This window comes from Nocardioides caeni (assembly GCF_004912195.1).
GTDB classification, from domain to species: Bacteria; Actinomycetota; Actinomycetes; order Propionibacteriales; family Nocardioidaceae; genus Nocardioides; species Nocardioides caeni.
Genome location: NZ_STGW01000006.1, coordinates 75,411 through 89,035, shown reverse-complemented (window position 1 = coordinate 89,035; position 13,625 = coordinate 75,411). Strand labels below are relative to the sequence as shown.

Here is a 13,625-nt window from a genome sequence, read left to right as displayed (position 1 = left end):
CATGTCCACCCTAGTCGTCGTCGGGCTCGGCTATGTCGGCCTCCCCCTGGCCCAGCTGGCGACCCGGCGCGGCGTGTCGGCCATCGGTCTCGACACCTCCGCGGGGGTCGTCGCCCAGCTCAACGACGGCCGCTCGCACGTCGACGACATCTCGGATGCCGAGGTGGCCGAGATGGTCGCCCTCGGCTTCACCGCCACCACGGACGACGCCGTGATCGCCGACGCCGACACTGTGGTCGTGTGCGTCCCGACCCCCCTCTCCGAGGACGGCGGCCCCGACCTGTCGATGGTCCGCTCGGCCATGACCGTGATCGGACGGCGGCTGACGGCAGGCACCCTGGTCGTGCTCGAGTCGACCACCTATCCCGGCACGACCGAGGAGCTCGTGAAGCCGCTGCTCGAGGAGGCCTCCGGTCTGCGTGCGGGCGAGGACTTCGCGCTGGCCTTCTCGCCCGAGCGGGTCGACCCCGGCAACCAGACCTTCACCGTCGAGAACACCCCGAAGATCGTCGGCGGCTCGACACCGGCATGCACCGAGCGGGCCGCGGCCTTCTACGGACAGCTGGTCGAGGAGGTGGTCGTCGCGAAGGGCACCCGCGAGGCCGAGATGGCCAAGCTGCTGGAGAACACCTACCGCCACGTCAACATCGCCCTCGTCAACGAGATGGTGCGCTTCAGCCACGAGCTCGGCATCGACTTCTGGGACGTCGTCGGGCTGGCGAGCACCAAGCCGTTCGGCTTCCAGGCCTTCTGGCCGGGGCCGGGCGTCGGCGGCCACTGCATCCCGATCGACCCCAACTACCTGTCCCACCGGGTCCAGGAGAAGCTCGGCTACCCGTTCCGCTTCGTCGAGCTGGCGCAGGAGATCAACTCCTCGATGCCGCGCTACGTCGTGCAGCGGATCCAGTCGCTTCTCAACGAGGAGGGCAAGGCGGTCAAGGGCTCCACCGTGCTGCTCCTCGGCGTCACCTACAAGCCCAACATCGCCGACCAGCGCGAGACCCCCGCCCGGCCGCTCGCCGAGCAGCTGCTGCGGCTCGGCGCCCGGGTGCAGTACTTCGACCCCTTCGTCGACCACTGGCGGGTCGAGGGCACGCAGGCCGTGACCGACGTCGCTGCCGCCGCCGGAGCCGCCGACCTCACCGTCCTGGTGCAGGTCCACGACGCGTTCGACGTACCCGCCCTGGTGGCGGCGTCCGGGCGCTTCTTCGACCTGCGCGGCGCCACCTCGGACGGCACCGAGCGGCTCTGAGCCCTCCCCGAGCAGTCCGCCGGGCCGGTCCTCAGCCGCGGGGGCTGTGGATCAGCGCCATCGCCTCGGCGCGGGTCGCCTGGTCGGTGAGGAAGCTGCCTCGCACCGCCGAGGTGATCGTGCGGGCACCGGCCTTGCGGACGCCGCGCATCGTCATGCACAGGTGCTCGGCCTCGATCACGACGATCACGCCGCGGGCCTCGAGGATCTCCACGAGCGAGTCGGCGACCTGGGTCGTCAGCCGCTCCTGGACCTGCGGGCGCTTGGCATAGACGTCGACGAGGCGGGCCAGCTTGGACAGGCCCGTGATCTTGCCGGACTCCGCCGGGATGTAGCCGACATGGGCGACGCCGGTGAACGGCACCAGGTGGTGCTCGCACATCGACCACAGCTCGATGTCACGGACCAGCACCATCTCGTCGTGGCCGAGGTCGAACGTCGTGGTGAGGACGTCCTCCGGTCGCATCCGCAGCCCGGCGGTGAGCTCGGCGTAGGCACGGGCCACACGGGCCGGCGTGTCCCGCAGGCCCTCACGCTCCGGGTCCTCGCCGATCGCGGCGAGGAGCTCGCGGACGGCGGCCTCGGCCCGGCCGTGGTCGAACTCGGGTGCGTCGGACGCCCCCCGGTCGGGGAGCGAGATCGGGTCGGGCATGGCTCGCGTCCTGTCAGGTCCCGGCGGGCGGGGCGGGTGGCTGCGGGTCGGTCGGCGGCACGACGGGCGATCCACCCAGGACGTCGCCGCCGGGGCCGGGCGGGGTCAGGATCTGGCCGCCGTCGCCGTGGTCGGGGACGGCGACGGGCTGACCGTTCTGCTCGGCGCGACGGCGGATCTCCTCGGGGATCTCCACCGGCGGGATGTCGGACGGGATCCGGTCGGGCGAGCCGGTCCAGGCCGGACGCTTCGGCCGCAGTCGCAGCGCGGTGAAGATCTCCGCGACCTCCTCCTTGTCCAGCGTCTCCCGGTCGAGCAGCGCGAGGACCAGCGCGTCGAGGACGTCACGGTTCTCGACGAGGATGTCGAAGGCCTCCTGGTGCGCTGTGGCGAGGAAGTTCTTCGTCTCCTCGTCGATGATCGCGGCGACGTCCTCGGAGTAGTTGCGCTGGTGGCCCATGTCGCGGCCGAGGAAGGGTTCGGAGTTGGAGTCGCCGAGCTTGATCGCTCCCAGGCGGTCGGTCATGCCGTATTGCGTGACCATCGCACGGGCCAGCGACGTCGCCTTCTCGATGTCGTTGCCGGCGCCGGTCGTCGGGTCGTGGAAGATCAGCTCCTCCGCGGCCCGGCCGCCCAGCATGTAGGCGAGCTTGTCGAGCATCTCGCTGCGGGTCTGGGAGTACTTGTCCTCGTCGGGCAGCACCATCGTGTAGCCCAGCGCCCGCCCGCGCGGCAGGATCGTGATCTTGTGGACCGGGTCGGTGCCCGGCAGCGCCGCCGCGACGAGGGCATGGCCGCCCTCGTGGTAGGCGGTGATCAGCTTCTCCTTCTCCGTCATCAGGCGGGTACGACGCTGCGGGCCCGCGATGACGCGGTCGATCGCCTCGTCGAGGGTCTCGGCCGTGATCAGCTTCAGGTTGTTGCGCGCCGTCAGCAGGGCGGCCTCGTTGAGCACGTTGGCGAGGTCGGCACCGGAGAAGCCGGGGGTGCGCCGCGCGACGCTGACGAGCTCGACGTCGTCGGCCAGCGGCTTGCCGCGCGAGTGGACGTCGAGGATGCGCTTGCGGCCCGAGAGGTCGGGGGCGTCGACCTGGATCTGGCGGTCGAAGCGACCGGGACGCAGCAGGGCCGGGTCGAGCACGTCGGGGCGGTTGGTCGCGGCGATCAGGATGACGCCGCCGCGGACGTCGAAGCCGTCCATCTCGACGAGCAGCTGGTTGAGGGTCTGCTCACGCTCGTCGTGACCGCCGCCCATGCCGGCGCCGCGGTGGCGACCGACGGCGTCGATCTCGTCGATGAAGACGATCGCGGGTGCGTTCTCCTTGGCCTGCTCGAACAGGTCGCGCACCCGGGAGGCACCGACACCGACGAACATCTCGACGAAGTCGGAGCCGGAGATCGAGTAGAACGGCACCCCTGCCTCGCCGGCGACGGCGCGCGCGAGCAGGGTCTTGCCGGTGCCGGGAGGGCCGTAGAGCAGGACGCCCTTGGGGATCTTGGCGCCGACGGCCTGGAACTTGGCGGGCTCGGAGAGGAACTCCTTGATCTCCCCGAGCTCCTCGATCGCCTCGTCGCAGCCGGCGACGTCGGCGAAGGTCGTCTTGGGCATGTCCTTGGTGATCATCTTCGCCTTGGACTTGCCGAACTGCATGACGCCCCGGCCGCCGCCCTGGACGTTGTTCATCAAGAAGATGAACAGCAGGATGATCAGCGCGAACGGCAGCAGCGTGCCGAGGATGGAGCCGAGCAGGCTGGGCTTCGGGTTCTTGGAGTTGGACTCGGCGATCGTGCCCTTGTCGACCTGCTCGTCGACGGCGGCGATGATCCCCTCCTGCTGGCCCAGGACGTAGTAGGCCATGACCTTGTCGCCCTGGTCGCGGGTGCCCTTGTCGAGGGTCGCCTCGATGGCCTGGTCGCCGTCGATGAAGGTGATCTCCTTGACCTTGCCCTCATCGATGTAGGACGCCAGCTTGGAGGTGGGGACCTCGTCGTAGCCGCCCCCCGGAGCAAGGAACTCGAGGGCCAGGACAACGGTGACCACCGCCACCACGATCCAGAGCCAAGGCCCCCTGAAAACGCGCTTCACAGACTTACCCGCTCCCCATCTCACCGTCACCGAATCACACGACGGTACACGCCGCGCCTGGCCCTATTCTGGCTGGTCCATGGTGAGCGCCTCCACCGGAGCCGTTGGAACGACCCGAGGGGACAACGCACGGCCGACGCCCCGGGTTCCATGATCGGCTCCCGGACCTGCGACCTAGCTGTAGATCTTCGGCGAGAGGGTGCCGATGTCGCGCAGGTTGCGGTAGCGCTCGCGGTAGTCCAGGCCGTAGCCGACGACGAACTCGTTGGGGATGTCCCACCCGACGTACTTCGGCGTGATCGGCATCTGCAGCGCCTCCGGCTTGCGGAGCAGGGTGGCGATCTCGACGCTCGCCGGGCCGCGCGAGCCGAGGTTGGACGTCAGCCACGACAGGGTGAGGCCGGTGTCGATGATCTCGTCGACGATGAGGACGTGGCGCCCGGCGATGTCGGCGTCGAGGTCCTTGAGGATCCGCACCACGCCGGAGGACTTGGTGCCCGAGCCGTAGGACGACACCGCCATCCAGTCCATCTCGAGGTGCTGGGTCAGCGCCCGGGACAGGTCGGCCATCACCATCACCGCACCGCGCAGGACTCCGACGAGGACGAGGTCCTTGCCCTCGTAGTCGCGGTCGATCTCCGCTGCCATCTCCGCCAACCGGGCCTGGATCTGCGCCTCGGTGAAGAGCACCTCGACCAGGTCGTCCGCAACGTCGCTCGCGTGCATGGGCGTCAGCCTGCCACACCCTCTCCCGGCCCCCGCGAAGTGGGACATCTCGCGCCGCGAAGTGGGAGAGGTGGCGCCGCGAAGTGGGACAGCGCGGGGGCCGAGGTGGGACTCCGCGCGGTCGGCGACAGCGCCCACCAGCCGGCCCATCTCGATGCGCAAGAAGTCCCACCTCGCGCCACGAGATGTCCCACTTCGTGGGTCAGGGAGTGGGGCGGAAGCGGAGCCGCCCCTCGGAGCGGTACGCCGTGACGTGGCCCGGCAGCTGGATCTCGCCGTTGACGTCGCCGGCGGCCAGGTCGACCAGGGCGCGGACGTGGACGTGGAACAGCTCGGCGTCGGTGGCACCGGCGTCCAGGGCGGCCAGCCGCAGGACGCGGGAGGCGACGGCCTCGTGGTGGTCGTGGAGGGGACGCAGCGGGAGGCCGTCGGGGTCGCGGAGGGCGGACCAGGCCTGGTCGGCGAGAGCGTCGAGCGCCTCGACGTCGGCGCGGACCTGGTCGGCGGTGCGGGCGAGGGCCGCGGCGACCCCGGGGCCGAGCTCGTCCTCGAGCACGGGGAGCACCCGCTGGCGGACGCGGACCCGGGTGAAGCCGGGGTCGCTGTTGTGGGGGTCGTCCCAGAAGTCGATCCCCTCGGCGAGGCAGGCAGCGACGGTGTCGGCGCGAGCCACGTCGAGCAAGGGGCGGCTGTAGTGCTCGGAGGACCGGCGCATCCCGGCGAGGCTGCGCCCACCCGAGCCGCGGGTCAGCCCCAGCAGCACGGTCTCGGCCTGGTCGTCGCGGGTGTGGCCGAGCAGGACGACGGCGGCACCGAAGTGGGCGCGCATCTGCTCGAGCACGTCGTAGCGCGCCCGGCGGGCCGCCGCTTCGGGGCCAAGGCCCCCGGCGTCGACGTGGACCCGGGCCGACGCGGTCTCGTGGGCGCCGAGCGCCGCCATCTGCCCGATGACACGGGCGGCGTGGTCGGCCGAGCCCTCCTGCAGGCCGTGGTCGACCGTCGCTCCCACGACCCGCACCTCGCGGCGTCGGGCCTCGAACACCGCCGCGCTCAGGAGCGCCAGCGAGTCGGCGCCGCCGGAGCAGGCCACCAGCACCGTGGAGCCTGGCTCGAGCGTGGCCAACGTCCGTCGTACGCCGAGACGGACGGCGGCGATCGCGGGATGGAGGCCCATCGGTTGACCGGCCGGCTCAGCCGAGGACGCGGGTGACCCAGCCGTTGGGGTCGCTGAGCTCGGCCTTGGAGGGCAGGTGCTCCGGTGCCGCCCAGACGGCGTTGAACTCCTCCATGCCGACCTTGTCGACGACGGAGCGCACGAACTTCGCGCCGTCGCGGTACTGCGCCATCTTGGCCTCCAGGCCCAGCAGTCGGCGCAGGAGGCGGTCGAGGGTGCCGACACCCTGGCGCCGCTGGGTGAACCTGCGGCGGATCTGGTCGACGGACGGGATCACGCTCGGGCCCACGTCGTCCATGACGACATCGGCGTGCCCCTCCAGCAGCGACATCATCCCGGTCACCCGGTCGAGGATCTCGCGCTGCTCGGGGGTGCTGAACATCTCGACCAGGCTGCCGCCCTTGCGCCCGGACCGGATCGCCTCGGTCAGCCGCTCGAGGCCCCCGTCGACGAACGTCGTGGGCTCGACGGCATCGCTGATCGCGCGGATCTCGGAGAAGAGGTGGTCGCGCATCCACGGCACCGCCGTGAACTGCACGCGGTGGGTCTCCTCGTGCAGGCAGACCCAGAGCCGGAAGTCGGTGGGGTCGACGTCGAGCTCACGCTCGACGTGGACGATATTGGGCGCAACCAGCAGCAGCCGCCCGTGCGGCGCGTGGAACGGGTCGAACTGGCCGAGCACCTTGCCGGCGAGGAAGCCGAGCAGGCCGCCGACCTCGGCGCCGGTGATCTTCGAGCCGACCCTGAGGCTCAGGCCCGACGGAGGCTTCGACGCGACCAGCTTCTCGATCATCGGCCGCGTCGCGACCTCGAAGCCCTCGGCGTTGGCCTGCACCCACCCGGGTCGGTCCACCACCAGGATCGGCGCGGTGCCGTCGGGGGCGTCGAGACCGGTGAACTCCCGGACCAACCCCGTGGAGCGGCCCGCACCGGCGCGCAGCTCAGCCACCGCGTCGTCGGCCTCGGCCCGCGTCACCGTGGGCCCCTCGCCGGCGATCCGCGAGCCCAACGAGACCGCGAAGTCCCAGTCGATCATCGGGGGCAGGTCGGCGGCCGCGGGCAGGCCGTCGGAGGTCGAGGCGGGCGTGGCGGGCATGAACGCCAGCGTAGAGGTTCGCTCCATCCCGCCGGGCCCGACGTCGCCTATCTTGAGGCCATGCGCCGCCCCTTCACGACCTCGTCGCCCCGCCTCGCGGTCGCCGCCGTCCCGCTGGCCCTGCTGGCGCTCACCTCCTGCAGCGAGGACGACGGCGACCCGGAGACCGACGACCGTGCGACCGCGATCGAGGCGCTCTCCACCGCCCTCGCCGAGGACACCGACCCCGGCAACGGCCAGGACCCGATCCTGGAAGACGGCGAGGTCGAGTGCATGGCCACCAGCCTGGTCGACGAGCTCGGGGTCGACACCCTGGTCGACGAGGGCATCCTCGACAACGACCTCACCAAGGCCACCCTCCCCGAGGACACCACGTCCACCTCGGTGAAGACGGCCAACGCCGCCGCGATCTCTGACTGTGTCGGCATCGTGGACTACTGGTTGCGCACGACCCGCCTCGTGCTGACCACGCTCGCCGAGCAGCAGGGCGAGAAGCGCTACGACCTCAGCGATGCCCAGTGGGCGGAGATCCTGGCGTGCGCGGAGAAGCGGCTCCCCGAGGCCGCCGTACGGAAGCGGGCCGTCAACAACCCCGACCAGCCGCTGCTCTCCGAGAAGCAGCTCGCCCGGCTCGAGCCGTGCGAGCCCGAGGTGTTCGGCCAGTAGGGCGCCGGCCGGGCGTCGTACGGGAGAAACCGGCGCACCTCGACGGAGAAACTCACGAACCTCGGGCGAGAAACCGGCGCACCTCGGGTGAGAAACCCCCACACTTCGGGGTCAGCGGCCGCAAGAGCAGGCGCCGAGGCTGGAGGCCGCGTTGTCCATGGCGGTGCGGGCCAGGGTCTCCTTCGGGTCCCTGATCCGGTCGGCCATCAGCGCGAAGGCCATCAGGTGGCCATCGCGGTCGAGGGCGATGCCGGCGAGCGAGCTCACGTTGGAGAGCGTGCCGGTCTTGGCGCGCACCCGGCCGGGCCCGGCGGCCGGACCCTCGTCCATCCGCTCGGCCAGGGAGCCGGTGAACCCGGCCACCGGCAGGCCGGTGAGGACCGCCCGCAGACCGGGGTGGTCGTCGGAGGCGGCCAGCCTGAGTACGTCGACCAGCACCGAGGGCGCGAGGCGGTTGGCGCGCGACAACCCGCTGCCGTCGTAGAGCACGGAGCCACCCATCGGGATCCCGTTGGCGGCCAGGACCCGCTCGACGGCGGCCTGGCCGGCCACGAAGGTGCCGGCGCCCTGGTCGGCGATGCCGATGTGGCGCAGCAGCACCTCGGAGGCCTCGTTGTCGCTGACCTCGAGCAGACGCTGCACGATCTGGGACAGCGGCGCGCTGGAGACGCGGGCCACCTCCGACGCCCGCGCCGGCGCCGCCACGACCGTCGGCGCCCCGACGACCGCGATCCCCGCCTTCGCGAGCGCGGACCGGAAAACGCGGGCGGCTGTCGCCGACGGGTCGGCGACCCGCTCGAAGCTGTCCGCCTCGCGTCCCTGGTCGACCCACAACGCGGAGATCGGCGAGACGACGTCGGTCGAGATGTAGTCGGACTCCCAGGTCGGGTTGACCGCGGGACCGGAGAACAGCGTGTCGTCGTAGCCGAGGCGGACCTCGGTGACCCCGTCGGCGCGCAGCGCCCTGGCCGTCCGGCGAGCGAGGGTCCGCACGTCGGCGCGCGGGGGCTGGATCGTGGCACTGCCGGCGTCCCCGTCGCCCGCCGCCGCGGGCGCGCGGGCGAGGAGCGGGTCGCCGCCGCCGACGAGCACGAGCCGAGGCGTGCCGCCGCCGGCCGTGTCGAGGACGGTGGTGGTGTCGAACGTGTGGTCCGGGCCGAGCAGGAAGAGCGCGACGGTGGCGGTGACGACCTTCGTCGTCGAGGCCGGGATGGCGGTGGCCGTGCCCTCGGCGGCCGTGTAGGCGAGGCCGGTCCCGTCCAGCGGGCCCACGGCGGCGAGCACGTGGCCGCCGAGGTCGGGGTCGCTCAGCGCGACGAGCGCCTGCTCGAGCGCGGCCGGGCTCAGTCCGGAGCGTCCGTCGGCCGGCTGCGCCCCCACCGCCGGGCGTACGACGGCCGGCAGGTCGAGCCCCGGAGGGGCCGCGACCGCTGCGGGATCGGCCGTGGCGGCCGGGTCGTCGCCGCTGATCCGGTCCCACCAGTCGTCCGCCCAGCCGGTCCGCCAGGCGACACCCCCGGCGACCACGAGCATCAGGAGGGCGCCCGCGAGCACTGCGGCGACGACCTTCGACCGCCCCCGCGCACGCCCTACGCGCTCCCGCTCGCCCACCGGAATCCGTGTCTCCTCACCCACTGGCCCCGCCGTTCAGAAGGGGTCGGCCGTCCATGCAGTCTCCCCGACTGCGCGTTCGGGGTCATTGTGCGGGACAATGGCCGCGACCTTTGGCGTGGGGCCAGCTCCGGGGCTGACCCGCAGCGCCCGGGCCGGCCCGGCGCCCGTGATGATCAGGGCGCGATTGACGTGTGTTGGAGGAAGCCAGTGCTGGAGTTCGACGTCCTCGTGGAGATCCCCAAGGGGAGCCGCAACAAGTACGAGGTCGACCACGAGACGGGTCGGATGCGCCTGGACCGCTTCCTCTTCACCTCGACGATGTATCCCGCCGACTACGGCTACATCGAGGACACCCTCGGCCAGGACGGCGACCCGCTGGACGCTCTCGTCCTGCTGCAGGAGCCGACGTTCCCCGGCATCCTGATCAAGTGCCGCGCGATCGGCATGTTCCGGATGACCGACGAGGCCGGCGGCGACGACAAGGTCCTCTGCGTCCCCTCCGGCGACCCGCGCATGGAGCACCTGCGCGACATCAACCACGTGCCGAACTTCGACCGGCTCGAGATCCAGCACTTCTTCGAGGTCTACAAGGACCTCGAGCCCGGCAAGTCCGTCGAGGGCGCCGACTGGGTCGGCCGCACCGAGGCCGAGGCCGAGATCGCCGCGTCCTTCGAGCGGTTCAAGACCACCGGCCACTGAGCCGCACTGCCGAAGGTCCCTCAGGCACCCTCCGGCACGAGCAACGACACGAGCCCGGCTGCCACGGCGGCCGGGCTCTCGTCGTCCTCGGGCGGGGTGACGACGTAGCTGAGCGCCATCCGAGCCAGCAGCGCCGCCAGGACCGGCACCCGACCCTCCGGGAGATCCGACCAGGCCGGGCGGAGGAAGGCCTCGATCCGCTCCTCGACGTGGCGCAGGAGCGGGACGGCGTCGGTGGTCACCAGCCGCATCAGGTCGTGGTGGGCCTCGCCGCCGCGGACCCGGCCGACGAGCGGGTCGCCGGCGGCCAGCTCGAGGTAGAGGCCCAGGCCGGCGGTCAGGCCCGCCCGCAGGTCGCCGGGATGACGCTCCACCTCGTCGGCGATCACGTCACACAGCGCGTCGGCGAGGTGGCGGGTGTAGGCGTCGGCGAGGCCGACACGGGAGCCGAAGGTGTTGTAGAGCGTCTGGCGGCTCACGCCGGCGTCCTGGGCGACGGCCTCCAGGGTGACCTCGCCCCAGGGTCGCTCGAGCAGCAGGTCGCGCAGCGCGGCGAAGACCGCCGTACGACGCTCCGCGGCCTGTTCGTCGCGCCCGACCCTGCGTGCGCCCGCCGGGCGGGTCATGTCCGCTTGACGCCGCGGAAGTAGCCGACGGCGCCGCTGCGCTCGAGGACGACGTCGTGGATGCCCTGGCCGGCGAGCCAGGCCTCGAGGTCGTGGCCCGTGCACCCGGGACCGAGCAGCCCGGCGGTGCGGCCGACGCCGCGGATCGGGGCATAGCGCAGGCCGGTGTCATTGAGGAGTGCGCTGCCGGTGATCACGCCACCGGGCCGGAGCACCCGCGCCATCTCGATCACCGCACGAGCCGGGTCGGGGAAGCAGTGGAGTCCGGTGAAGCTGACCACAAGGTCGAACTCGCCGTCGGCGAACGGCAGCGCGCCGACGTCGGCGATCCGCGGCTCGACCTGGTCGTCCACGCCCCGCTCGCGCGCGGCGTCCATGGTCCGGTCGAGCATCGTCTGCGCGATGTCGGCGGCGACGTACTCCACGCCCTGGCCGGGCGTCAGGCCACGGAGCGCGACGCCGCCACCGCTCGGGATGTCGAGGATGCGGCTGCCGGCGGGCTGCCGGCCGATCTCCTCGGCGGCCCGATAGAGCTTCGCCAGCTCGCTGTTCATCCCGAGACGCCAGATCACGCCACCGGCCCGCGGATGCTCGACCGTCCAGTCATAGAAGCTGGCCCACAACGGATCCTCGGACCAGCCGCCGAGGCCGGGGACCTTGCTGAGTGCGGCGCGGATCATGCGACGATCTCCGGGCCGGTCTCAGGGGTGATCAGGGCGGGCGCGCGCAGCAGCTCGGTGGGCACGGCGAAGGCATCGACGAGATCACCGGCGATCGGCCGGATCCGGCGACACAGGTCGCCGACCTCCCGGGTGATCGCCTTGGCGCGCTGCGTGGTCAGGCGGCCGTGCTCCATGAACCAGGCGCGGTCGGCCTCGATCCCGGACAGCGCGTGCAGGTCGCACAGGGCATTGAGCGCCAGCCGGGTGTCCTCGTCGACCGCCGGGTCCTGCTGGGCAGCCGCCACCTGGTCGACGAACGCCTCCAGCACGAGGCGCTCGACGTGGGCACGCGCAGCGGCGATGACATGGTCCTGGACGCGGGAGAACACCTCGCCGGGGTTCATGTCGGCGTCGACCCCGCGCTTGAGGCGACGGGCGACGCCGGCGATGAGGTGCTCCTCGCGGAAGCGATACATCGCCACGTGGTACGACGGGTCGAGCAGCCCACTGTCGGTGTCCCACGAGTCGCCGCCACCGGGCAGGGCGTCGCGGATCTGCTCGAACAGCTTGTGCACGCGGGTCCGCTCGACCACCGTCTCGACGGCGAGGCCCGCGACGAAGCGCACCATGCCGAGCTGGTCGAGGTCGGAGAAGTCGCTGGCGTAGTCGGTCAGCAGCCCCTTGCCGACCAGCTGCAGCAGGACGTGGTTGTCACCCTCGAAGGTGGTGAAGACGTCGGTGTCGGCCTTGAGGGCGGCGAAGCGGTTGACCGAGAGATAGCCGGCGCCGCCGCAGGCCTCGCGACACTCCTGGATCACGTCGGTCGCCAGCCACGTCGACAGCGCCTTCGTGCCCGCTGCCCGCGACTCGAGCAGTCGCCGCGACTCCTCGTCGGTGGTGACGCCCGAGAACACGTCGTGCAGGTGGGCGGCCAGGACCTGCTGCGCGCTGTGCATCGCATAGGTCCGCGCCAGGCGGGGCAGCAGTCGCCGCTGGTGCAGGCCGTAGTCGAGGAGCAGCTGCTCCTCTCCCTCCTCGCCGGTGCCGGTCTCGAACTGCCGGCGCTGCAGGCCGTAGCGGACCGCGATCGTCAGCGCGACCTTGGCCGCGCTGACACCCGCGGCGCCCACCGACACCCGGCCCTGGACGAGCGTGCCGAGCATCGTGAAGAAGCGACGCCCGGAGCTCTCGATCTCGCTGGTGTAGACGCCGTCCTCGGTGACGTCGGCGAAGCGGTTGAGCAGGTTCTCCCGCGGCACCCGCACCGTGCCGGCGGGGTCGAACCAGATCCGGCCGTTGTCGACCCCGTTGAGGCCCATCTTGGGCCCGTCGTCCTCGATCCGGACGCCGGGCAGGGGCTGGCCGTCGTCGCCGCGGATCGGGACGACGAGGGCGTGCACCCCGTGCTGCTCCCCCGCCACCTCGAGCTGCGCGAACACCACGGCGGTCCGCCCGTGCCGGGCCGCGTTGCCGATGTAGTCCTTGCCGGCCGCCTCCGTCGGCGTCGTGATGACGAACTCGGCCGTCGCCGCGTCGTAGGTCGCGGTCGTGCCGAGGGCCTGCACGTTGCTGCCGTGACCGGTCTCCGTCATCGCGAAGCAGCCGAGCAGCCGTCCGGAGACGATGTCGCTCAGGTAGGCGTCGTGGTGGCGCTGCGTGCCCAGCTGCAGGATCGCGCCGCCGAACAGGCCGAACTGGACGCCGACCTTCACCAGCACCGACAGGTCACCGAGCGCGAGCGTCTCGAAGGCGGCGATCGAGGCGCCGATGTCGCCCCCTCCGCCGTACTCCTGCGGGAAGCCCATCGCCGCCGCCCCGCTGTCCGCGATCTCGAGCACCACGTCCTTGACCCGCTCCCGGAAGGCGTCGCGGTCCATGGTCTCGGCGTCCTCGAGCACCCCGGCGTACGTCGGCAACAGCTCGCGCACCATGCGCCGGACCTCCGCGTGGGGCCCGTCGAGGATCGCCGTCAGCGTCGGGACGTCGACGGAGAGTGCGGGCGGACCGGTCGGGTCGGGCGCCGTGGTCGGGTCGGTGTCGGCCATGCCCAGAACCTAGTGGGTGACCCATCGTGGAGTCAGCGGTCCGCGCCTGCGGTGCCGGACGGGCGACCAAGCGGGGCGGTGCCTGCGGTGCCGGACGGGCGACCAAGCCGGGCGGCGCCTGCGGTGCCGGACGGGGCGACCCCCGCCGGCGCATCGGGGTGCCCTCGGCTGGCAGCAGGGTCAGCCGCGCGGGCGGGTGGCCGAGGGCGGGGGCCCCGCTCTGCGCCGCCGGGGGGCGCCCCGGGAGGCGCCGCAGGCGCCGACCCACCGGTCGGAGACCGGGAGGCGCCGCAGGCGCCGACCCACCAACAACAGTCCGGCGCGGGC

Annotated in this window: 12 protein-coding genes; 3 read left to right on the top strand and 9 right to left on the bottom strand. The window is 72.1% G+C overall.

Translation table 11 applies throughout. The features are described from left to right. The first annotated feature begins 1 nt into the window (after position 1). Positions 2 to 1,252, top strand: a complete 1,251-nt coding sequence (locus E9934_RS11115; RefSeq protein ID WP_136562959.1) for a nucleotide sugar dehydrogenase — start codon at positions 2 to 4, stop codon at positions 1,250 to 1,252. 31 nt (positions 1,253 to 1,283) lie between these two features. Here E9934_RS11115 and folE read toward each other — a convergent pair whose 3' ends face one another. The 5 genes from folE to E9934_RS11090 all read right to left on the bottom strand — a co-directional run bounded on the left by folE (position 1,284) and on the right by E9934_RS11090 (position 6,986). Next, a complete protein-coding gene (folE, locus tag E9934_RS11110) occupies positions 1,284 to 1,904 on the bottom strand; it encodes a GTP cyclohydrolase I FolE (RefSeq protein WP_136562958.1) in 621 nt (206 codons plus the stop codon). A gap of 13 nt (positions 1,905 to 1,917) precedes the next feature. Then, a complete protein-coding gene (gene ftsH, locus E9934_RS11105) occupies positions 1,918 to 3,990 on the bottom strand; it encodes an ATP-dependent zinc metalloprotease FtsH (protein ID WP_136562957.1) in 2,073 nt (690 codons plus the stop codon). A 174-nt stretch (positions 3,991 to 4,164) separates the two neighbouring features. After that, the gene (gene hpt, locus E9934_RS11100) at positions 4,165 to 4,716 is read right to left on the bottom strand and encodes a hypoxanthine phosphoribosyltransferase (protein WP_136562956.1); all 552 of its coding nucleotides are present in this window, start codon (positions 4,714 to 4,716) and stop codon (positions 4,165 to 4,167) included. A 202-nt stretch (positions 4,717 to 4,918) separates the two neighbouring features. Then, on the bottom strand, positions 4,919 to 5,890 hold the full coding sequence (tilS, locus tag E9934_RS11095) for a tRNA lysidine(34) synthetase TilS (protein ID WP_136562955.1): 972 nt from the start codon (positions 5,888 to 5,890) through the stop codon (positions 4,919 to 4,921). Between the two features lie 16 nt (positions 5,891 to 5,906). After that, the gene (locus E9934_RS11090; RefSeq protein WP_238694900.1) at positions 5,907 to 6,986 is read right to left on the bottom strand and encodes a zinc-dependent metalloprotease; all 1,080 of its coding nucleotides are present in this window, start codon (positions 6,984 to 6,986) and stop codon (positions 5,907 to 5,909) included. A 60-nt stretch (positions 6,987 to 7,046) separates the two neighbouring features. Between E9934_RS11090 and E9934_RS11085 the strand changes: the two genes are divergently transcribed. Next, on the top strand, positions 7,047 to 7,652 hold the full coding sequence (locus tag E9934_RS11085; RefSeq protein ID WP_136562954.1) for a hypothetical protein: 606 nt from the start codon (positions 7,047 to 7,049) through the stop codon (positions 7,650 to 7,652). A 111-nt stretch (positions 7,653 to 7,763) separates the two neighbouring features. Here the strand turns inward: E9934_RS11085 and dacB are convergent, their stop codons facing one another. Next, on the bottom strand, positions 7,764 to 9,206 hold the full coding sequence (dacB, locus tag E9934_RS11080; RefSeq protein ID WP_136562953.1) for a D-alanyl-D-alanine carboxypeptidase/D-alanyl-D-alanine endopeptidase: 1,443 nt from the start codon (positions 9,204 to 9,206) through the stop codon (positions 7,764 to 7,766). A gap of 270 nt (positions 9,207 to 9,476) precedes the next feature. Between dacB and E9934_RS11075 the strand changes: the two genes are divergently transcribed. Continuing rightward, positions 9,477 to 9,965, top strand: a complete 489-nt coding sequence (locus E9934_RS11075) for an inorganic diphosphatase (protein WP_136563065.1) — start codon at positions 9,477 to 9,479, stop codon at positions 9,963 to 9,965. A gap of 20 nt (positions 9,966 to 9,985) precedes the next feature. Here the strand turns inward: E9934_RS11075 and E9934_RS11070 are convergent, their stop codons facing one another. Genes E9934_RS11070 through E9934_RS11060 form a run of 3 tightly spaced genes read right to left on the bottom strand, consistent with a single transcriptional unit; the run spans position 9,986 to position 13,298 of the window. Further along, entirely contained in the window at positions 9,986 to 10,591 is a 606-nt protein-coding gene (locus tag E9934_RS11070) for a TetR/AcrR family transcriptional regulator (RefSeq protein WP_136562952.1), read from the bottom strand. After that, a complete protein-coding gene (locus E9934_RS11065) occupies positions 10,588 to 11,271 on the bottom strand; it encodes a class I SAM-dependent methyltransferase (protein ID WP_136562951.1) in 684 nt (227 codons plus the stop codon). The genes E9934_RS11070 and E9934_RS11065 overlap by 4 nt, the downstream gene beginning before the upstream one ends. Further along, positions 11,268 to 13,298, bottom strand: coding sequence for an acyl-CoA dehydrogenase family protein (locus E9934_RS11060; RefSeq protein WP_136562950.1), 2,031 nt, complete (start codon positions 13,296 to 13,298; stop codon positions 11,268 to 11,270). The genes E9934_RS11065 and E9934_RS11060 overlap by 4 nt, the downstream gene beginning before the upstream one ends. Between the last annotated feature and the right edge of the window lie 327 nt (positions 13,299 to 13,625).